This is a genomic window from Algoriphagus hitonicola (genome assembly GCF_900113375.1).
In the GTDB taxonomy this organism is placed as follows: Bacteria; Bacteroidota; Bacteroidia; order Cytophagales; family Cyclobacteriaceae; genus Algoriphagus; species Algoriphagus hitonicola.
This window is the reverse complement of the sequence record NZ_FOPC01000008.1, coordinates 165345-186950: the sequence shown is the minus strand read 5'-3', so window position 1 is coordinate 186950 and position 21606 is coordinate 165345. Positions and strand designations below refer to the sequence as shown.

The 21606-nt window shown below is 44.2% G+C and carries 16 protein-coding genes, 1 tRNA gene and 1 pseudogene; 10 read left to right on the top strand and 8 right to left on the bottom strand.

Features of this window, described 5'->3' with window-relative positions; translation table 11 throughout:
* Positions 1–37: 37 nt before the first annotated feature.
* Positions 38–298, bottom strand: coding sequence for a 50S ribosomal protein L27 (rpmA, locus tag BM043_RS12460; protein ID WP_092792120.1), 261 nt, complete (start codon positions 296–298; stop codon positions 38–40).
* A 34-nt stretch (positions 299–332) separates the two neighbouring features.
* On the bottom strand, positions 333–644 hold the full coding sequence (gene rplU, locus BM043_RS12455; RefSeq protein WP_092792118.1) for a 50S ribosomal protein L21: 312 nt from the start codon (positions 642–644) through the stop codon (positions 333–335).
* 702 nt (positions 645–1346) lie between these two features.
* Between rplU and BM043_RS12450 the strand changes: the two genes are divergently transcribed.
* The 3 genes and pseudogenes from BM043_RS12450 to BM043_RS19875 form a co-directional block, all read left to right on the top strand.
* Positions 1347–2327, top strand: coding sequence for a ribonucleotide-diphosphate reductase subunit beta (locus BM043_RS12450; protein ID WP_092792116.1), 981 nt, complete (start codon positions 1347–1349; stop codon positions 2325–2327).
* A gap of 36 nt (positions 2328–2363) precedes the next feature.
* The gene (locus tag BM043_RS12445) at positions 2364–4763 is read left to right on the top strand and encodes a ribonucleoside-diphosphate reductase subunit alpha (protein WP_092792114.1); all 2400 of its coding nucleotides are present in this window, start codon (positions 2364–2366) and stop codon (positions 4761–4763) included.
* Positions 4764–4953: 190 nt separating this feature from the next.
* Positions 4954–5379, top strand: a pseudogene (locus BM043_RS19875) (hypothetical protein); the annotation flags it as partial.
* Between the two features lie 73 nt (positions 5380–5452).
* Here BM043_RS19875 and gcvP read toward each other — a convergent pair.
* The gene (gcvP, locus tag BM043_RS12435) at positions 5453–8347 is read right to left on the bottom strand and encodes an aminomethyl-transferring glycine dehydrogenase (protein ID WP_092792188.1); all 2895 of its coding nucleotides are present in this window, start codon (positions 8345–8347) and stop codon (positions 5453–5455) included.
* Between the two features lie 195 nt (positions 8348–8542).
* Between gcvP and BM043_RS12430 the strand changes: the two genes are divergently transcribed.
* Positions 8543–10039, top strand: coding sequence for a M28 family metallopeptidase (locus BM043_RS12430; protein WP_092792110.1), 1497 nt, complete (start codon positions 8543–8545; stop codon positions 10037–10039).
* A 45-nt stretch (positions 10040–10084) separates the two neighbouring features.
* Here the strand turns inward: BM043_RS12430 and BM043_RS12425 are convergent, their stop codons facing one another.
* Positions 10085–11434: a DEAD/DEAH box helicase gene (locus BM043_RS12425; protein WP_092792106.1), complete on the bottom strand. Its 1350-nt coding sequence runs from the start codon at positions 11432–11434 to the stop codon at positions 10085–10087.
* 36 nt (positions 11435–11470) lie between these two features.
* On the opposite strand from BM043_RS12425, the gene BM043_RS12420 reads away from it, so the two are divergent.
* From BM043_RS12420 to BM043_RS12400, 6 genes are all read left to right on the top strand, one after another.
* Positions 11471–12814, top strand: a complete 1344-nt coding sequence (locus BM043_RS12420) for a dihydroorotase (protein ID WP_092792187.1) — start codon at positions 11471–11473, stop codon at positions 12812–12814.
* Positions 12815–12892: 78 nt separating this feature from the next.
* A tRNA-His gene (locus BM043_RS12415) sits at positions 12893–12969 on the top strand.
* A gap of 89 nt (positions 12970–13058) precedes the next feature.
* Positions 13059–13199 (top strand): hypothetical protein, encoded by a 141-nt coding sequence (locus BM043_RS19505; protein ID WP_177188473.1) that lies wholly within the window; start codon positions 13059–13061, stop codon positions 13197–13199.
* Positions 13200–13306: 107 nt separating this feature from the next.
* Positions 13307–15226 (top strand): amylo-alpha-1,6-glucosidase, encoded by a 1920-nt coding sequence (locus tag BM043_RS12410; RefSeq protein ID WP_092792103.1) that lies wholly within the window; start codon positions 13307–13309, stop codon positions 15224–15226.
* Positions 15227–15232: 6 nt separating this feature from the next.
* Positions 15233–16522: a glycosyltransferase family 4 protein gene (locus tag BM043_RS12405; RefSeq protein WP_092792100.1), complete on the top strand. Its 1290-nt coding sequence runs from the start codon at positions 15233–15235 to the stop codon at positions 16520–16522.
* A complete protein-coding gene (locus BM043_RS12400; protein ID WP_092792098.1) occupies positions 16519–17727 on the top strand; it encodes a glycoside hydrolase family 57 protein in 1209 nt (402 codons plus the stop codon). Before BM043_RS12405 ends, BM043_RS12400 begins: the two co-directional genes overlap by 4 nt.
* Positions 17728–17899: 172 nt before the next feature.
* Here the strand turns inward: BM043_RS12400 and panB are convergent, their stop codons facing one another.
* From panB to BM043_RS12380, 4 genes are read right to left on the bottom strand one after another with little or no spacing between them, the layout of a single operon-like run.
* On the bottom strand, positions 17900–18721 hold the full coding sequence (gene panB, locus BM043_RS12395) for a 3-methyl-2-oxobutanoate hydroxymethyltransferase (RefSeq protein WP_092792095.1): 822 nt from the start codon (positions 18719–18721) through the stop codon (positions 17900–17902).
* 5 nt (positions 18722–18726) lie between these two features.
* Positions 18727–19218: a phosphoribosyltransferase family protein gene (locus tag BM043_RS12390; protein ID WP_092792094.1), complete on the bottom strand. Its 492-nt coding sequence runs from the start codon at positions 19216–19218 to the stop codon at positions 18727–18729.
* A gap of 55 nt (positions 19219–19273) precedes the next feature.
* Positions 19274–20197: a ribosome small subunit-dependent GTPase A gene (gene rsgA, locus BM043_RS12385; protein WP_092792185.1), complete on the bottom strand. Its 924-nt coding sequence runs from the start codon at positions 20195–20197 to the stop codon at positions 19274–19276.
* Positions 20194–21438, bottom strand: coding sequence for a 3-deoxy-D-manno-octulosonic acid transferase (locus tag BM043_RS12380; RefSeq protein ID WP_092792092.1), 1245 nt, complete (start codon positions 21436–21438; stop codon positions 20194–20196). Before BM043_RS12380 ends, rsgA begins: the two co-directional genes overlap by 4 nt.
* Positions 21439–21606: the final 168 nt, after the last annotated feature.

Here is a 21606-nt window from a genome sequence, read left to right as displayed (position 1 = left end):
GGTCTTTCGAGCGCCCTTTCAATGTTAGGAGTAATGTTTAAGCCTCAGCAGGCAAAACACTCACATAAGACTTACCGTCTACTTTCTTTTTGAAAGTCACCACTCCATCAGACAATGCAAACAAGGTATGGTCTTTGCCCAACCCTACATTGTTCCCTGGATGATGTTTTGTGCCTCTTTGTCTTACAATGATATTTCCGGCGATCACTTGCTCACCGCCAAATTTCTTCACACCCAATCTTTTGGAATGCGACTCTCTACCGTTTTTGGAGCTACCTACACCTTTTTTGTGTGCCATGGTTCTATTCGTTTATGGTTTTCTGAATGAAAACTTAAAGTGAAATATTTTCGATCAATATTTTAGTGAAATCCTGTCTGTGACCATTCTTCTTTTTGTAGCCTTTTCTTCGCTTCTTTTTGAAGATAATCACTTTGTCACCTTTTAAATGATCCAGCACCTTGCCGGATACCTTGGCACCTTCGAGCACAGGTGCACCTACTGACACATTCCCATCAGCCTCAGCCAATAGTACTTGGTCAAATTCCACGGAAGCGCCAGTTTCTGCGTCTAGCTTGGGAGCATAGACAAACTGATCTTTTGTTACTTTGAACTGCTTTCCAGCGATGTTTACAATTGCGTACATGTGTTTATTTATAGATTCTTTGTCAAAATCGGAGTGCAAATATAAGGAAGAGATTTTTAAGAAAAAAACAGAGCATTAAATTTATCCTACTCTTAAGTAAGCCCTTTTCAGGTGGTTATCCGATCCATGGATTTTCAAATGTAAATTTTTTGAAGGAATGGACCCTGTTTATGTCCTATTGAGCTTAAATTTCAGACCAGTTTTTTGCCAGATTTCAGGTGAAATCCCATGCTAAAATCAGAACCGATTCATGAAATATTGAAATTTTAACCGATTGATAAGCAAGGACCATCTGGAAAAGCGCTGTATTTCATCCCTGATTTTCAGTTGTTTATTTAAGGAAAAGCGGAGATTCAGTTTTTGACTGACGTTCAAAATTAAGCTTGAATTTAGGTAAAAAAAGTTTTTTCAACTTTTCTCAAAAAAGTTGACCCCGCCTAAAATGACTGTTTCAGCTAATTTATTGATTGAATTAAGTTATTATATCTAATTATAAAATAGGTAGTTATACATTTTTGAATTAGGTTCAAAAATTAGTGATTTCTCTACCTTTCGGGGTTTTTTTTCTGGATTTTGGTTCACATATTTGTTCAGAGGCTGTTCTGAAAAGGCAGCCTTTGCTATCCCCGGCCAGTTTTATTGAAGCTAGAAGCCTGAAAACAACATCATTAAAAAAAGACATTAAATAAACCAAAGAGAACGATGCAAGAAGAACCCATTTTAGTAGAGAACAAGAATCGCTTTGTTTTATTCCCCATTCAGCATGCAGATATCTGGCAGTATTATAAAAAGGCGGAAGCTAGTTTTTGGACTGCGGAGGAAATCGACCTCGGCCAGGATATGCGGGACTGGAAAAATCTCAATGATGGGGAAAGACATTTCATTTCCCATGTACTTGCCTTTTTCGCAGCCAGTGATGGGATCGTAAACGAAAACCTCGCCGAGCACTTTGTATCTGAAGTGCAGTACACCGAGGCAAAATTTTTCTATGGCTTTCAGATTGCCATGGAAAACATCCACTCCGAAACTTACAGCCTTTTAATAGACACGTACATCAAAGACGGCGCTGAGCGCGATAAACTGCTCAATGCCATCGAGCATATTGACTGCGTAAAGAAAAAAGCCGACTGGGCTCTTCGATGGATCGACAACGGTAATTTCCAAGAGCGATTGATCGCTTTTGCCGCAGTAGAAGGAATCTTCTTTTCCGGATCTTTCTGCTCTATTTTCTGGTTGAAAAAGAGAGGCTTGATGCCGGGATTGACTTTCTCCAACGAATTGATTTCCCGTGACGAGGGCTTGCATTGCGACTTTGCCTGTCACCTCTACACCAAACACGTGGTCAATCCACTTCCCAAGGAAACCGTCACCGCCATCATCAAAGATGCTGTGGAGATCGAAAAAGAATTTGTCACCGATGCCCTTCCCGTTAGACTCATCGGAATGAATGCCGACTTGATGTGCCAATACATTGAGTTCGTAGCCGATCGTCTTTTGGTGGAGCTAGACTGCGAAAAAATCTGGAACAGCACCAATCCATTCGATTTTATGGATATGATTTCTCTCCAGGGAAAAACCAATTTCTTCGAAAAGCGAGTAGGTGATTACCAAAAAGCAGGTGTGATGAAATCCACCGAACCAGCCACAGATTCCGAGCGCTTCTCTTTAGGGGAAGACTTTTAATAATAAATCCACACAACCACCCAAATTCGTTAAGCTATGCTAGTAATAAAAAGAGACGGAAGACGCGAATCGGTCCGGTTTGATAAAATCACAACCCGGATCGAAAACCTTTGCTATGAACTTGATCCCAAATTCATCCAACCGATAGAGGTTGCCAAAAAAGTAATCGACGGACTGTACGATGGAGTGACTACTTCCGAGCTGGATAATCTGGCAGCGGAAGTCTGCGCATCCCTCACGGTAAAGCACCCGGATTATGCTGTCCTTGCCGCGCGTATTGCGATCTCCAACCTGCATAAAACTACTAGCCAGTCTTTTTCAAATACGATGAAACGGTTGTACACTTATGTCAACCCAATCACCGGTGGAAACGCGGCATTGATTGATCCTGATGTCTATGGAATCATCAAAAAGAACGCAGCCAAACTTGATTCGGCCATCGATTACAAACGAGATTTTGGTTATGATTATTTTGGCTATAAAACTTTAGAGCGATCCTATCTCATCCGTTTGGATGGCAAAGTAGTGGAGCGACCTCAGCACATGCTGATGCGTGTGGCTGTTGGTATTCACAAGGAGGATATCGATTCAGTTATCGAAACGTACAACCTGCTTTCTGAAAAGTGGTTTACGCACGCAACCCCTACGCTTTTCAATGCAGGAACACCCAAACCTCAACTTTCATCCTGCTTCCTTTTGACCATGAAAGATGACAGCATCGACGGGATTTATGATACCCTAAAGCAATGTGCGAAAATCTCTCAATCAGCAGGCGGCATCGGTCTATCTATCCATCACGTTCGAGCCAAAGGCTCTTACATCAAAGGCACCAATGGAGTCTCCAACGGTATTGTGCCGATGCTGAGAAACTTTGACATGACTGCTCGCTACGTAGATCAAGGCGGAGGAAAAAGAAAAGGATCATTTGCAATCTACTTGGAACCTTGGCATGCAGATATCAAGGACTTCCTAGAGCTGAAACGAAATCACGGGAAAGAAGAAATGCGAGCCAGAGATTTGTTCTACGCCCTTTGGATCCCGGATTTGTTTATGAAGCGGGTGGAGCAAAATGAATCTTGGTCTCTCTTCTGTCCCAATGAGTGCCCTGGCCTTTCGGATTGCCACGGAGAAGAATTCGAAAGACTATACGAAAAATACGAGCGCGAAGGAAAAGCGCGCGAGACCATCAAAGCACAGGAACTTTGGTTTGAAGTATTGGAATCTCAAATCGAGACCGGAACTCCCTACATGCTTTACAAAGATGCGGCAAATGGAAAGTCCAATCAGAAGAACTTGGGAACGATCAAATCCTCCAATCTGTGTACCGAGATCATCGAGTACACTGCTCCGGACGAAGTAGCAGTGTGTAACCTTGCGTCTTTGGCCTTGCCAAAATTTGTTACCGCCGGTCCTGATGGCAAATTGTTCTTTGATCATCAGAAACTATATGAAATCACCAAAGTAGCCACGAAAAACCTTAATAAGGTCATCGATGTCAACTACTACCCGGTAGAGGAAGCGCGTCGATCCAATTTCCGTCACCGGCCCATCGGGCTTGGCGTACAGGGCTTGGCAGATGCCTTTATCTTGCTTCGAATGCCATTTGATTCTCCTGAAGCAAAGGGTCTGAACGAGGATATTTTCGAAACCATCTATTACGCAGCGATGGAAACTTCCATGGAATTGGCGAAAGTAGAAGGTACTTACGAGACTTATGAAGGTTCGCCAGCATCAAAAGGAGAATTCCAGTTTGACATGTGGGGAGTCACTCCCAAATCAGGAAGATGGAACTGGTCAGAATTGAAAGAGCATGTGAAAAAGCACGGCTTAAGGAACTCGCTTCTAGTCGCTCCAATGCCGACTGCATCCACTTCACAGATCCTTGGAAACAATGAATGCTTCGAGCCATATACTTCCAATATTTACACGAGAAGAACTTTGTCCGGTGAATTCATCGTCGTCAATAAGCACTTGATGCGGGATCTGATCAAATTGGGTATGTGGAATGATACCATGCGTAACCGATTGATCTCTACCAATGGATCAGTTCAAAATATCCCTGGAATCCCTCAAAACATCAAGGACCTTTACAAGACGGTTTGGGAAATTTCTCAAAAAATCATCATCGACATGGCGGCCGATCGTGGAGCTTATATCTGTCAGTCTCAGAGTATGAATGTCTTCCTTCAGGATCCAAACTTCGGCAAGTTGACTTCCATGCACTTTTATGCCTGGAAGAAAGGCTTGAAAACCGGCATGTATTACCTCAGGTCTCAGGCTGCCGCTGCGGCGATCAAGTTTACGCTGGATAAGACGGGTTTTGAGCCTCAGGATGAAAAAGCCAAGGCTGAAGAAGCTGCCGCAAAATCAACCAAACAAGAAGCCGTGCAATGCTCTCTGGACAATCCGGATGACTGTGAAATGTGCGGAAGTTAAATTTTAGAGTTCGTCAATTGGAAAAAGCGTCTGGGTCTCTCAGATGCTTTTTTTATTTAGTGCGATAGGTGGCTAAATCGAAAAAGGATTAAATAAGTGGAAGGAAAGAAAAAATCCTCAACAGCCCGCAAATCGAAATTACAATGGCTCTTAACAAAAATTGTATCTTAGAGCTTCAGCTTTTAAAGAAATGGATATGGACAGTTCGTTGATAGAATCCCAACTTAACCATTTAAATCCCGATACCCCCGCCCAATTCGGCATCATGACTCCTCAGCACATGGTGGAGCATCTGACCCTTACCATGAAACTATCGAGCGGTAGAATCAAGCTTCCGGAATTTGAACCGAATGAAAAACAGCTGATGCAAAAGCAAGCGCTAATTTATACCGATATGGAATTCCCAAAGGGTGTTTTAGCACCAAATTCCAAGGGAGAATTATCAGATTTACGATTTCCTGATTTGGACACGGCTAAAGCAAAACTGATTCAAAGCATTCAAGAATATGAAGAGGTTTTTGAGAAAAATCCCGATTTCAAATCGATTCATCCCCGATTTGGATTTTTGACACATGAGGAATGGGAGAAGTTCCACCAAAAACATTTCACCCATCATTTTAGACAGTTTGGGATTGAAAAAAAAAAAGAGGTTAGCGTTTCCACTAACCTCTTTTCTCATCTAAATCCAATTAAGCCAGTTCTTCCTGATCGGCATATTCCTCCACTGGGATACAGCTACAAACCAAGTTTCTGTCTCCGTAAGCGGAGTCAATTCTTCTTACAGTCGGCCAAAATTTATTCTCTTTCACCGTGCTCAATGGATAAACTGCTTTTTCTCTGGAGTAAGGCAAATCCCATTCTCCGATCAAAACCATCTGCGCAGTATGCGGCGCATTTTTCAGCACATTGTTTTCCTTATCTGCTTCGCCGTTTTCGACTTCACGAATTTCCTCACGGATTGAAATCATGGCATCACAGAATCGATCCAATTCAGCCTTAGTTTCCGACTCGGTAGGCTCGATCATCATGGTACCGGCTACTGGGAAGGATACGGTCGGCGCATGGAATCCATAATCCATCAGTCGCTTAGCAATATCTTCCACTTCCACGCCCACTGATTTGAATTCTCGGCAGTCCACAATCATCTCGTGAGCTGCACGCCCTTTCGTTCCTATGTAAAGAATCGGATAGTGGCCTTCCAATCGCTCCTTGATATAGTTGGCATTCAAAATCGCCATTTTGGTAGCATTCGTCAAGCCATCTCCGCCCATCATCGCGATATAGGCATAGGAAATCGGCAAAATACTCGCACTGCCATAAGGAGCTGCTGAGATGGAAGATACGGCTTGAGTTCCACCGGTTTTCACCAAAGGATTTCCAGGAAGGAAAGGCACCAAATGAGCGGCTACGCAAATTGGTCCCATACCCGGTCCACCTCCCCCGTGAGGGATGCAGAAGGTCTTATGTAAATTCAAATGACAAACGTCTGCTCCGATTCTTCCCGGAGAAGTCAAACCTACCTGCGCATTCATGTTGGCGCCATCCATGTAAACTTGACCTCCATGCTGATGAATGATTTCACAGATTTCCTGAATAGCCTCCTCAAATACCCCATGTGTGGATGGATAAGTGACCATCAAAGCGGAAAGGTTTTCCGAGTTTGCCTCAGCTTTTTCTTTCAAGTCAGCCACATCAATATTTCCTTTTTCGTCACACTTAACCAAAACCACTTTCATCCCTGCCATCACAGCAGATGCAGGATTGGTTCCGTGAGCGGAAGTGGGAATCAAAGCTACATTTCGATGTCCTTCCCCACGGTTAATGTGATAAGCCCGGATCACCATCAACCCAGCATATTCTCCCTGCGCACCTGAATTAGGCTGTAAGGAAGTATCGGCAAAACCGGTAATTTCTGTCAACCAGGTTCTCAAATTTGTGAACAACTCCTGATAACCCAAGGCCTGATCCATCGGAGCAAAGGGGTGAATCTGTCCAAATTCAGGCCAAGTCACCGGGATCATTTCGGCAGTAGCGTTCAATTTCATGGTACAGCTACCCAAGGAAATCATGGAATGTACCAACGAAAGATCCTTGTTTTCCAATCGCTTGATATACCGAAGCATCTCATGCTCGGAATGGTAGTTGTTGAATACCGGATGGGTCAAATAGTCAGAGGTTCGAGCCAAAGATTCAGGAAATGAAAGCTCCAGGTTTTGGACCAATTCATCGAGATTGAGGGTATGTTTTCCTTCTTCAGTTGCAAAAATAGATACAATCTGTTCGACGTCGGCCAAGGTTTTGGTTTCGTCGAAGGTGATGAAAACTGACTCACTTTCATAGCGGAAATTCATCTCCGCTCCCAAAGCCAATCCTCGGATTCGCTCACGGGAAACCTCATTCATTTTGATTTGAATGGTATCGAAGAAATCCTGTCCTGCAACTTCCAAACCTACTTTTTTGAGTGCTTGTGCAGTCAACTTAGCCAAGCCATGGGTTCTCAACGCGATATCTTTCAAGCCTTTGGGACCGTGATAGACTGCATAGAAAGAGGACATCACCGCCAACAAAACCTGTGCTGTACAAATATTGGAAGTGGCCTTTTCCCGCTTGATATGCTGCTCCCGGGTTTGAAGGGCCATTCTGTAAGCTTTGTTTCCAGCTCGGTCGATGGATACTCCGATGATTCTTCCCGGAATTTGTCTTTTGAAATCTTCTTTGGTAGCAAAGAAACCTGCATGTGGTCCACCGTATCCCATGGGCACACCAAATCGCTGTGCAGAACCTACCACTACATCCGCTCCCATTTCTCCCGGAGGGGTCAATAAAGTCAATGCCAAGAGATCTGAAGCAAAAGCCGTCAGTACCTTATTTTCTTTGGCCGCAGCCACGATAGCTGAGTAATCTCTTACCGCGCCGTCTGCATCCGGGTATTGGAACAAAATACCGTAAAGTTCAGGGTCAGTAACATCCAGCTCAGCGATTGAACCAAAAACCAATTCGATACCCACCGGCTCAGCTCTGGTTTCAAGCAAGGCTTTCGTCTGAGGAAAAATCTTATGATCTACAAAAAATTTATTGGCATTCTTTTTCTCTCTTGGCTTGACCGCATGAAGCATGGTCATCGCTTCCGCAGCAGCTGTCCCTTCATCCAGTAATGAAGCATTGGCGAGCTCCATTCCAGTCAACTCCATGACCACCGTCTGGAAATTAATCAGCGCTTCCAGTCTTCCCTGAGCGATCTCCGCCTGATAAGGAGTGTAGGCGGTATACCATCCTGGATTTTCCAGCACATTTCTCAAAACCACACCCGGAACAATCGTATCGTAGTAGCCCTGCCCGATAAATGACTTAAATACTTTGTTTTTAGCAGCCAGTTTTTTAAAACTGCTGATAAACTCAGACTCCAGTTGGGCCTTTGGAAGGTCCAAGGGTCGAGTTAATTGTATGGATTCGGGGACGGTCTGGTTGATTAATTCATCCAATGAACTGGCGCCGATTTTCTCCAACATCTCTGCAATCTCTGCCTCAGTCGGGCCATTGTGTCTGCTCTCAAATTTGACAGCATTCGAAAGGTTAATCTTCATACGATTTTTTTGGAAGCGGTAATGACTATTTGGGTTAGGAATCCTAGTGATTTCTGGCGGCAAAGGTACAATTAATTGAAACATAATTTTCCCTTAACCCCTACAATTTCAACCTCTCAACACTCCTTTCCTGTAAACGGTTTATGGCTGGGATAAAAAAATGTATAGCTTAGCGATCAAAATAAAAATTAATCTATGAAAAAACGATTTGTATTGACAGGAGCGATGGCTTTGGGACTTTCCCTCAGCGCTCTTGCACAGAATCCGGTGCAGGTAAAATACGCCAATACCATCACGGCGGACGACTTGGAAGAGCACCTTACTTTCTTGGCTTCTGACGAAATGAAAGGGCGGGATACCGGCTCCCCAGAGGGTTTGATTGCCGCGAATTATTTAGCAGATTTTTACAAAGAACTGGGACTCACCGGCCCGGTGGATGGGAGCTACTTTCAGCAGGTACCTTTGGTTAGCTCTAAATTTGAGGAAGTGAGTCTGCAGATAGGCAGAAACAAACTGGTGCAGAATGAAGACTTTGTCTTTACAGGAGACGGAGACATGAAAAAGAAAGCCAAAACTGACTTGGTGTTCTTAGGATTAGTCAATGACGAAAACCTAGCCAAAGTAGATGTGACTGACAAACTTGTCGGTATTTGGGCGGTGGGCGAACGCAGCAATAATCTTCTGAATGCTGTAATGGGTGCCGGAGCAGCTGGGGTAGTGATCGTCAGCATGGAAGGACAGGCTAATTTTGACCGGATTGCCAATCGATACAAAACCCTTTCGGGTCGTGGCCGGGTAGGTTTCGATAGCCCTACTAGCCAAAGACCCATTTTTATGGTGAGTTCTGATAAAATGGGCGAACTTTTCGGTACCTCGGTCGAAGAGCTGAAAGAAGCAGCAAAATCTAACCCTGAGTCCATCAAGTCTCAAAAAGCAACCTATCAGGTAGTGAAATCAAAAACTGAACTTGAGGCTTACAACGTGCTGGGTTATCTCGAAGGAACAGATAAAAAAGACGAAGTTTTGGTCATTTCTTCGCACTACGATCACGTAGGGGTGAGCTCTACTGGGGAAGTGTTCAATGGGGCCGATGATGATGGCTCCGGGACAGTCTCTGTGATGGAAATTGCCGAAGCATTTGCCACCGCGGCCAAAGAAGGGAATCGACCTCGACGATCCATTTTGTTTCTCAATGTAACCGGTGAAGAAAAAGGACTTTTGGGCTCTCAGCACTATTCCGAAAATCCAATATTCCCCATCGCCAATACGGTGAACAACATCAACATCGACATGGTAGGTCGTATTGACTATGAATACCAAGAGGCAGAAAACAAAGACTATGTTTACGTGATCGGCTCGGAGATGCTATCTACGGATTTGAAAAAAATCAATGAGTACAACAACATCACCTATACCGATTTGATCTTAGACTATCGCTACGATGCAGAAGATGATCCTAATCGATTTTACTACCGATCCGATCATTACAACTTCGCAAAATTTGATATCCCTGTCATCTTCTTCTTCAATGGAGTACATGACGATTACCATCAGGTGACCGATACCGTGGACAAGATCGAATTTCCGCTGATGACCAAGCGGGCACATTTAATTTTCCATACGGCTTGGGATCTGGCCAACCGAGAAAACAGAACTCGGGTAGATGGAACCAATACCCGAGGAGAACGATAAGACATGAAAGAATAAAGGCTCTGAGCATTCAGGGCCTTTTTTTTTCTAATTCTTCCGATTTTTCGTCTTCAACTGATTCCGGTTTTTCTTGGTGCCTGATTTCTTGGCTTTGACTTTTTCTCCCTTCCCGATATTTCGCTTAGGTTTGGCTTTCTTCTCATGAAAGGCCCCTTTGTAGTCCGGATTTTCCTTTTGTTTTAACTTATCCAATTCACGGGCATAGATCTGCTTTTCGCCGAAAGGCGTCTCCGTAATCGTCACCGGCTGGGGAATACCCAACTCAGGAACATCCATTCGAATCAATGCTTCGATTTTTTCAAAATGCCATACTTCAGCAGGATTGATAAAGGTAATCGCCTTTCCTTCATGCTCTGCCCGACCCGTTCGGCCGATCCGGTGAACATAATCCTCATAAATCAGCGGCACGTCAAAATTGATCACATGGGAAACCATCGTCACATCCAATCCACGGGAAGCCACATCAGTCGCCACCAAAATCCGTACTTCCCCTGCCTTAAAATCCTCCATGGAATTGATCCGGGTATTTTGACCTTTGTTGGCGTGAATCACCCGCACTTCCCCTACTTTTTTTCTCATGAGAAAATTGGAAACCTCCTCGGCATTTTTCCGGCTTCGGGTAAAAATAATCGCCCGGTTGATTTCCTCATTTTCGAGCAAGTGTTCCAGCAGGTTAATTTTCGTCCGCATGTTGGGCACAAAATACTTGACTTGGGCAATGGTCTCCGCGGTAGTCGCAGAAGGTGTCACTTCCACCCGCTCGGGAAACTCCAAAAACTCAGCCGCCAAACCATCCACCCGAGGGGCAAAGGTGGCCGAAAAAAGCAAGTTTTGGCGCTTGACTGGAATTACTTCCAATACGGATCGGATTTGAGGCATAAACCCCATATCCATCATTTTGTCCGCTTCGTCGAGCACCATGGTTTTGAGTTCCTTGGTAAGGATCACCCCTTTTTTATACAAATCCAGAAAACGCCCAGGCGTAGAAATGATAATGTCCACCCCGGCTGTCACTTGTTCGATCTGAGTTTTGGGGCCTATCCCGCCATAAAGCGACACGATCCTCAAGTCTGTATATTTTCCAAGCTGATGAAAAACCTCCTCGATCTGCATGACCAGTTCGCGGGTTGGCGCCAGTACCAAAGCCCTCGGCCAAGTCCCCTGCGCGTATTTTACCTTCATCAAAATCGGTAACACATAAGCGGCAGTTTTTCCTGTTCCCGTCTGTGCGATCCCCAATACGTCATGACCTGCCAAAGCCAGGGGAATCGCCTTTTCCTGCACTCCAGTCGGATGCTGATAGCCTGCCTCTGCTATCGCATTGAGCAATTGCTTATTTAATTTAAAAGTGTCAAATCCTTCTGCCTGATTGGCCATGATTCCGTATTTTTGGGAAAATATTACTGAGATATGATGAAAAGTATTCTGATCACCGATGCAAATATAGTCAATGAAGGCCGGATCTTTCGGGGGGATGTGTTAGTTCAAAATGGAAGGATCGCCAAAATCGGAGAAAACCTAGCCAAGGAATCTGCCGAAAAACACATCAATGCCGAGGGCAAATACCTCTTTCCCGGATTGATCGATGATCAGGTACATTTCAGAGAGCCCGGACTGACGCACAAAGGCGAAATCTATACGGAAGCCAAAGCCGGGGTTGCCGGCGGAGTGACCTCCTACATGGAAATGCCGAATACCGTTCCTCAAGCGGTGACCATTCCACTTTTGGAAGAAAAATATGCTCGCGCAAAGGAAGTTTCTCTGGCCAACTATTCCTTTTTCTTCGGAGGCACCAATGACAACTTGGAACAAATCCTCAAACTGGATCTCAGAAATGTCTGCGGTTTGAAGGTGTTTCAGGGTTCCTCCACAGGAAATATGGTTGTGGACAATATCGAATCGCTGGAAGGAATATTTAAGCATTACAAAGGACTTCTAGCCATTCACTCCGAAAATGATCACATCATCGCCACCAATTTAGCCGAATACAAAGCCAAATACGGGGAGGATATTCCGGTAAAATTTCATCACAAAATCCGATCAGAGGAAGCCTGCTACGATGCCTCAAGTCGAGCGGTGGCCATGGCCAAAAAATACGGAACTCGACTGCACATTCTTCATATCAGTACAGCCAAAGAATTAAGTCTATTTGACAATGGTATTCCTTTGGAGGAAAAGAAAATCACTGCCGAGGCCTGCATTCATCACCTGTGGTTTTGCGAGGAAGATTACGATACCAAAGGCAACCTGATTAAATGGAACCCTGCAGTAAAAACTGCCCAAGACCGGGATCAGATTTTCCAAGCCATGCTTGATGACCGGATCGACGTGATTGCTACGGATCATGCTCCGCATACACTAGAGGAAAAATCACAGGTTTACACTAAGGCTCCTTCAGGAGGACCGCTGATTCAGCATTCCTTGGTCGCGATGTTGGATTTCTATCATCAAGGCAAAATCAGCCTAGAGCGCATCGCTGACAAAATGTCGCACAACGTGGCCAAACTGTTCCGAATGGAAGAAAGAGGCTATATCCGGGAAGGATATTTTGCGGATTTAGTGCTGGTGGACCTGAACGATCCCTGGACCGTAAATAAGGAAAATATCTTGGCAAAATGCGGTTGGTCTCCTTTCGAAGGACATCAATTTCAATCCAAAGTCACCCATACGATCGTCTCTGGACACTTAGCGTATGAAAACGGACAGTTTGATGAATCTAAAAAAGGAGAACGGCTCACATTTCTTACAAATATTTAAAAGCAATCTTGGAGTTAAATTTCATTCTACTTACCTTTGCCAACCGATTGAGAAAGGAGTTCTCAAGAAGAATAAATGGTGATTGTAGCTCAGCTGGTTAGAGCGCTGGTTTGTGGCACCAGAGGTCGCCGGTTCGAACCCGGTCTTTCACCCCAAACCCCTCCAATTGAGGGGTTTTTGCTTTAAATAACGGTGTGCTTGGCACAACATTTGACAAATTCAGACCAAACTAAACCAACTTGTGATGTTTACTTTGTTCAAATCCTCACCAAAATTCCCTGTGGTCAAGCCGGTGAATATCCATCAGGTGAAAAGCTACATGGTCAAGTTTGAAGAGTCACTTCGGATTTTTGAAGAAATCCAAAAAGAAGCAATTCATTCTTAAAAACAGTACAAATTCGAAAGGTTATGGAAACATAACCTTTATTTTTTGCCAATTCATTTTTTCTATCAGTTCAATATTCTATTTTAACGGAATACAATTTTTACCCTATGAGTTACATCCATTTTGACAAAACGCAGCTTGTCAACCTGAACTATTCGCTAGATCGGGAAATTATCCGTACCAATCGGTCCGGAGCCTATACCAGCACGACCATCATCGGCTGTAACACCCGAAAATACCATGGTTTGCTCGTGGCTCCTCAGCCACAAATCGATTCCCAAAACCACGTCTTTCTATCGACAGTCCATGAGACGGTCATCCAGCATGGAGCCAGCTTCAATCTCGGCATCAGCAAATATCCCGGCAACTATTCACCGAGAGGCCATAAATACCTAGAAGATTTTGATTCCGAACCCATCCCTAAGCTCACTTATCGTGTCGGAGGTGTGGTCCTTCAAAAAGAAATCATTCTGGACACCAACCGGGATCGAGTAATGATTCGATATACGCTTTTGGAAGCCCACTCTCCTACCAAAATCCGGATCCAGCCATTTTTGGCTTTTCGCGGATATCATACCTTGTGCAAGGAAAACTCAGACATCAACAAGGATTTTGAAAAAGTCCCCAACGGCGTACAGTTTAGGCTTTACCCGGTTTATGATCCGCTATTTTTACAGCTTTCGAAGAAAAATAAATTCAAATTCGAGCCTAACTGGTACAACAATGTGGAGTACATTTTAGAGCGTGAGCGAGGATATGACTATCAGGAGGATTTGTATGTGCCCGGATATTTTGAATTTGATATCGAAAAAGGAGAGTCGGTTATTTTCTCCGCAGGGCTGACAGAAGCCGATCCCAGTACCCGACAGCGAGCCTTTGAAAAGGAAATTGCCCGAAGAATCCCCCGAAGCAATTTTGAGAATTGCCTGAGAAATTCAGCCACCCAATTTATCCGCAAGCGAAACGGAGACACCCGAATTATTGCCGGCTATCCTTGGTTTGGCTGGTGGGGAAGAGACACCTTTATCGCCGCTCCAGGCTTGACTTTAGCCCGAGGAGATAATGAGACTTTTTTAGAGATCATGGATACCATGTCCCGGGATTTGCAAGGGCCCCTTTTCCCCAATGTGGGAAGCGGAGACTATGCCAACATGAACTCCATGGATGCCCCGCTTTGGTTTTTCTGGTCCCTTCAGAAATACATCACCTATACTGGAGATGTCAAGACGGTCAAAAAACGATACCTAGACAAACTCAAAGGTATTATCGATGGCTATAAAGCCGGCACTGACTTCAATATACACATGTTGGAAAATGGGCTGATCTATGGTGGCCAAGAGGATCTGGCACTGACTTGGATGGATGCGGTGACACCCGATGGACCGGTCACTCCCAGAATAGGCTGCCCGGTAGAAATTCAAGCACTCTGGTACAATGCCCTTTGCTTTTACCATGAATTGACTGGAGACGAAGAGATTAAAAAACTGGCCGAAAAAGTCAAAGAAAGCTTTCTAGAAGTTTTCTGGGATGAAGAAATGGGTTATTTGGCAGATGTGGTTAATGATGGGGAAAAAGATTGGATGGTTCGTCCCAACATGGTCTTTGCGACCTCCCTACCTTACAGCATGCTGACAGAGTCTCAGTGTGATCAAATTTTAGAAATTGTCAAATCCAATTTACTGACCACTCGTGGATTACGGACCTTGGCTCCGGATGATCCGGCGTACAAGGGATATTACTTTGGAGATCAAATCAGCCGGGATCAAGCCTATCATAACGGTACGGTCTGGGTTTGGCCTTTGGGCCATTTTGTAGAAGCATATATTAAAATTCACGGAAAATCTTCCTTGAATTTCATCAATAAGATCATCCAGGGATTTGATGGAGTGATGACCCAATATGGCGTCGGAACTGTCGCGGAAATCTATGACGGAGATCCTCCTCACCGACCCAAAGGCGCGGTTTCTCAAGCTTGGAGTATTGCAGAACTATTGCGGATGATGGAGTTGGTCAACAGAATTAAATAGATTTTTATGAAAGTATTAATGTTTGGGTGGGAATTTCCCCCACATATTTCAGGAGGATTAGGCACGGCCTGCTATGGTCTGGTCAAAGGCTTGGCCTATCATAATCAGGACATCATTTTTGTGGTCCCAAAACTATGGGGGGATGAAGAGCCTTTGGCGGATTTTGTCAATGCCAGTGATATCAGCATCGATTACCGCGAGCGGAAATTCAAAAAAATCTGGAAAAACCTGACTTACCTGGAAGTGAGTAGCTTTTTGGTCCCTTATCTGGGACCGGAGGAATACCAAAAATTTACCGATTATGCCATCCACGACCGTACCGACGTGGATGAATCGATCTTTACGACCAAATACGAGTTCAGCGGTAAATACGGGAAAAATCTCATGGAAGAAGTCAGCCGATATGCATTGACTGGAGCCCAAATCGCCAGAGATCGAAGTGATTTTGAAATTATCCATGCACATGATTGGTTGTCTTTCCCTGCCGGAATTGCGGCCAAAGAAATCAGCGGAAAGCCCCTCATCGCCCATGTCCATGCTACCGAATACGACCGATCCGGTGAATCAGTCAACAAGCCCGTTTATGATATCGAGCGGGCAGGAATGCATGCTGCTGACCATATTTTGGCTGTCAGCCAACTGACCAAAAATACCATCGTTAAAAGATACGGAATACCTGCCGAGAAAGTCAGTGTCCTCCACAATGCAGTCTTGGATGCGAGCATCATCAAGTCGAAATACGAGAAAAAGGTCCCTGAAAAAATCGTGACCTTCTTAGGTAGAATTACCTTCCAAAAAGGCCCGGAATACTTTGTCGAAGCAGCAAAGAAAGTATTGGACCGAGACCCTAATGTCCGATTTGTGATGGCTGGTTCTGGGGATTTACTCAATCGGATGATTGATCGGGTTGCCGAACTTCGCATGGCCTCGAGGTTTCACTTTACCGGATTCTTAAAAGGCGACGATGTAGATCACATGTATGCGATTTCCGATGTGTATGTCATGCCCTCTGTTTCTGAGCCGTTTGGAATATCACCTCTAGAAGCCGTCAGGCATAATACACCCGTCATCATCTCTAAGCAGTCAGGAGTTGCCGAAGTTCTTATTAATGCCATCAAGGTGGACTTTTGGGACATTGATGCGATGGCGGATGCTATTTTCGCACTGCTCCATTACAAAGGAATCTCCCAGATGTTTAAAGAACTGGGAAGCCAAGAACTTAAAAAACTAAAATGGGAGCATGTCGCTGCCAAATTAGTCACTGTTTACGAAAAAACTTTATCCACAAGACCATGAGAACGATCTGCTTTTACTTTCAGGTTCATCAACCCTACCGAATCAAACCTTATCGCTTTTTTGACATCGGGGAAGATCATTATTACTGGGATGACTTCAGTAACCGAACGATCATTCGAAAGGTAGCCCAGAAATGTTATCTCCCGATGAATGCACTTTTGCTGGAATTGATCCAACGGTATCAAGGAAAGTTCAAGGTAACCTTTTCGCTCTCGGGGACTTTTCTAGATCAGATGGAAGCCTATGCTCCGGATGTATTGGAAAGTTTTCAGCGACTGGTTGCGACAGGACAGGTAGAATTGCTCAATGAAACCTACGGACATGCTTTGGCTTCGCTGAAAAGCAAAGCCGAGTTTACCGATATGGTCCAAAAGCATCAGGAAAAAATCAGTAGACTTTTTAATGGCTACACGCCAAAAGTCTTTCGAAACACCGAACTAATTTACTCAGACAAAATCGGAGAAATGGTGGCTGACATGGGATACGAAGCGATTTTAACCGAAGGAGCCAAGCATATATTGGGTTGGAAAAGCCCCAATTATGTCTATCACAATTCCCTTAATCCTAAATTGAAAGTCCTGCTCAAAAACTTCAGGCTTTCCGATGACATTGCCTTCCGGTTCAGCAACAAAACCTGGGAGGATTACCCGCTCACCACAGATAAATTTATCAATTGGATCAATGCTATTCCAAAGGAAGAACAAACCTTGAATCTTTTCATGGATTATGAAACTTTTGGTGAGCATCAGTGGGCCGAAACCGGGATTTTTGAGTTTATGCGGGCGCTGCCGGAATCGGTATTTAAGCATTCAGACTTTAGCTTTTCCACTCCATCTGAGATTATTTCCCAAGTGTCTCCGGTGGGAGCGATTCATGTACCAACCCCGATTTCCTGGGCGGACGAAGAGCGGGATTTGACTGCTTGGCTGGGAAATGATCTACAAGATGAGGCTTTTGACCGCCTTTATGAATTGGAAGATCAAGTCAAAAAAATCAATGATCCCGATATTCAACGAGACTGGAAATACTTGCAGACCTCGGATCACTTTTATTACATGTGTACCAAGTTCTTTTCCGATGGCTCAGTTCACGAATACTTCAGCCCCTACGACACCCCTTACGATGCCTTTATCAATTACATGAATGTGTTGAGTGACTTTGTCTTGCGGGTGAAAGAAAAAGTAAAAGAAGTCGAGAAAGTCTAAAGCGAAAAGAGGCTGTCTCATAAATCACTATAAGTTCAGCCTGAGCGGAGTCGAAGGCCATTTCTATCGTTCTGGCCCACATTTCGCCTTCCTGCCTTTGCCGGCGAGGCAGGCGCTCAATGTGACAAACCTCACTTTTGAGACAGCCTCTTTTTTTGGATAATTCTCTCAATCAATAGCTTTCCGATTCATTCGGGAAATCCCGGCTTTTGACATCTTTGATGTAGTTTTTAAAGGCATCTGTCATCGTCTGCTGCAGATCGGCGTATTGTCTGAGAAATCGAGGTTTGAATTCCTGGGTAATCCCCAACATATCATGCATTACCAATACCTGCCCATCCACATCTGCTCCCGCCCCGATTCCGATCACCGGAATCTTGACATGCTCAGATACTTTTTTGGCTAAGGAAGCTGGGATTTTCTCCAATACGATCGCAAAGCAACCACAGGCCTCGAGCATTTGGGCATCTTCCAAAAGTTTCTGCGCTTCGGCCTCCTCTTTAGCTCTTACAGTGTAAGTACCGAATTTATAAATCGACTGGGGAGTCAATCCCAAATGCCCCATTACCGGCACTCCGGCTGTCAAAATCCGACTGACCGACTCTTTGATCTCTGATCCGCCTTCTACTTTTACGGCATGGGCACCGGATTCTTTCATGATTCGAATCGCCGATCGCAAAGCCTCGGAGCTATTTCCCTGATAGTTGCCAAAAGGAATATCCACGACCACAAAAGCACGCTTCACCGCTCGGACCACCGCAGAGGCATGATAGATCATCTGATCCAAAGTGATGGGCAAGGTGGTTTCGTGTCCTGCCATGACATTGGAAGCCGAGTCGCCAACCAGAATGATATCGATGCCCGCGGCATCAACGATTTTTGCCATGGAAAAATCATAGGCCGTAAGCATGGAAATCTTTTCTCCACGATCTTTCATTTCCTGGAGAATATGCGTGGTGATCCGCTTGATGGAGGCAGAGGAGTGAACTGACATAGTTTTTAGTGAAGGTGAACAGAATAGCGATCTCCGGAAAGGTCAACTTTGATGTGCTCATTGAGCGTCGTCGAAAGCTCATAGCCCGTATAATCCGGCCGAACAGGAAAAAGTCCATGGGCACGATTGACCAAAACAGCCAATTCCATTTTACTGAGCTCTTCTTCCAAAAAAGGCTTCATCGCATAGACGATTGTTTTCCCGGTATTCAGGACATCGTCTACCAAGATGAGGTTTTTACCTTTCAAATCCAGCTCTTGAGACAGTTCAATATCTGAATTTGCCACATTGCTTTTATCCAATTTAACTTCGATTTCTTCGATTTTCAAGTCAGAGATTTTTCGGAGCTCTTGGGAAAGTAACCGGGAAAGTTGCTGCCCCATGCCTGATATTCCGGCAAAAATCAATCCTGAGGAATAGAGATTCCGCTCGTAGATTTCAAAAGCCATTCGGGTGATCTTTTTCTGGATTTGCTCGTGATGGAGTACTTCGCTCATAAGATTGGTTTGAAAAATGAAAATTAGGCCAAATTACCCTGCTTTCAAAATTTTATCAACGGTGAGAATCCTCCTCAGAAAGGATATTCAAATAGCTCTCATACCGATAGGGGTGAATGTAGCCTTCTTCCAGCTTTTCCAAAATCACACATCCCGGCTCATTGATATGTCGGCAATTGTTGTATTTGCACTGACCGAGGTATTTGCGCATTTCGGGAAAATAATGCGAAAGTTCATACTCCTCCACATCCAAAATCCCAAATTCCTTGATTCCCGGCGTATCAATCAAATCCCCTCCTCCCGGGAGTTCAAATAATTCGGCAAAAGTCGTCGTATGGACTCCCTTGCTGCTAAAATTGGATACCTCTTTGGTTTGCTGACTGGCTCCGGGAGCAAGTCTATTGAGCAGGGTGGACTTCCCAACTCCCGAGTGTCCTGCGATCAAACTAGACTTCCCTTGGATCAAAGGAAGAAATTTTTCCCTAAGATCGGTATCCTTGATCGCCGATATCTCCAGTACCGGATAGCCCAAAGGTTCATAAATTTCATGGATATCCTGTAGCCATTCCTGATCCCTATCTTTGCTGATTAGATCTACTTTGTTGACGACCAAAATCGCCGGAATCCGAAAACTCTCTGTACTGACCAAAAAACGATCAATAAATCCGAGGGAGGTTCTGGGACTTTTCATCGTAATGATCAAAATCGCCTGATCCAGATTACTGGCAATAATATGGGAAAAATGCTGCTTGCGGGTTGACTTGCGGATGACGTAGTTCTCTCTTGGTAGAATTTCGAAAATCACTCCAGTCTCCTGACCTTCCTCCATGGCCAACTCCACCCAATCTCCCACTGCTATCGGATTGGTCAGTTTAAGCTCATCTTGCTTAAATTTCCCTTTGAGGCGCGCTTTTACTTCCGCTACTTCGGTTTTTACGGTGTACCAACTCCCGGTTGATTTGATTACTCTTCCTTTCATGCTTTTCCCATCCATCTTGTGAGAACATTTAAAATCCGGTCAGTTGCACCGACATTTTCAGCTAACCAAGTCTGGGCTGCTTTAACCGCAAGTTCATAATTTCCCTGATCTTCCAAAGATTCAACAATTCCGATCAACTCTTCAAAATTTTTTACTTTAAACCCACAGCCTATTTCATGACTGGTTTTGGCCTCTGGAAATTTTCGGTCATTGTGAACCTTACCAAACAAAACCGGCACACCGAAACCCAAGGGCTCCAAAATATTGTGCAGCCCTTTTCCAAATCCTCCACCCACATAGGCAATTCGGGCAAACTGGTAGAGGGAAGAAAGCATTCCTACATTATCAATGAATAAAATATCACTTGGCAGATTAGTATCCCAGTTCGAATAATATACACTTGGCTTTTTTAACTTGCTTTGCCACATTTCCATAGGTTTTGGATCCATACTGTGGGGCGCAATGATCCACTTGTAATTATTATTTTGATTAATCAGCGGGATTAAAATTTCCATATCCTCCTGCCAAACCGAGCCCAAAACAAAAGTAGGCTTTCCTCCAGTCCAAGCATATATTTCGGGAAATTCCTGAGCCGATTGAGCAGTTTCCCAAACTCGGTCAAAACGGGTATCGCCAGCTAGAGTATGAGTATGAAAACCAATCCCGTCTAGCAATTTTTGGCTTTCCTGATTTTGGGTAAAAATATGGTCGAAAAAGAAAATCTGATTCCTAAAAAAGCCTTTTTGCCTGAAATAGAGCTGATCTTGCCGAAAGGCGGCTGAGATCAAGAATATAGGGATCTTTTTATTTTTAAGTTCACTCAAAAAATTATTCCAAAGGTCATATTTGACGAAAAAAACATAGCTCGGCTTCAAGTTAGCCACAAAGTCACTGGCATTCCGAGGGGTATCTAGAGGTAAATAACAAATGAAATCAACTTCTTTTTGAGGTTTGTTCTTTGCCGGCTCAAAACCCGATGGACTGAAAAAACTAACGGCAATTTTATGAGTTGAATTTCGCTCTTTGAGCGCTTTAATCAGGGGCTTTGCTTGTTCGTATTCTCCAAGAGAAGCTACATGAAACCAAATCAGAGCACCCGGATTCCTTTTTCGAAAATCCCCCACTGCATCAATAACACCTTTCCTTCCGCTCCAAAAAACCCGGATTTTCGAAGAAAACAGAGCTACTAAAGGCATCAATAGCTCGGCAATTTTCATCGAAAAGTTGTACATCCAGTTCATGCCCAAAATTAAGCTTTACTTTTCATAAACAACCCAATTTTCGGCCAAAGGACTGAATTGAGTACCCTCTCCTTTTTTTGACAAAATTCAAGATACCTTTGTGCTTTTCCACTCAAAAATTCCTACATTCAAAGTTGCCAAACACACAGCATTGTCTCAAATTAGTAT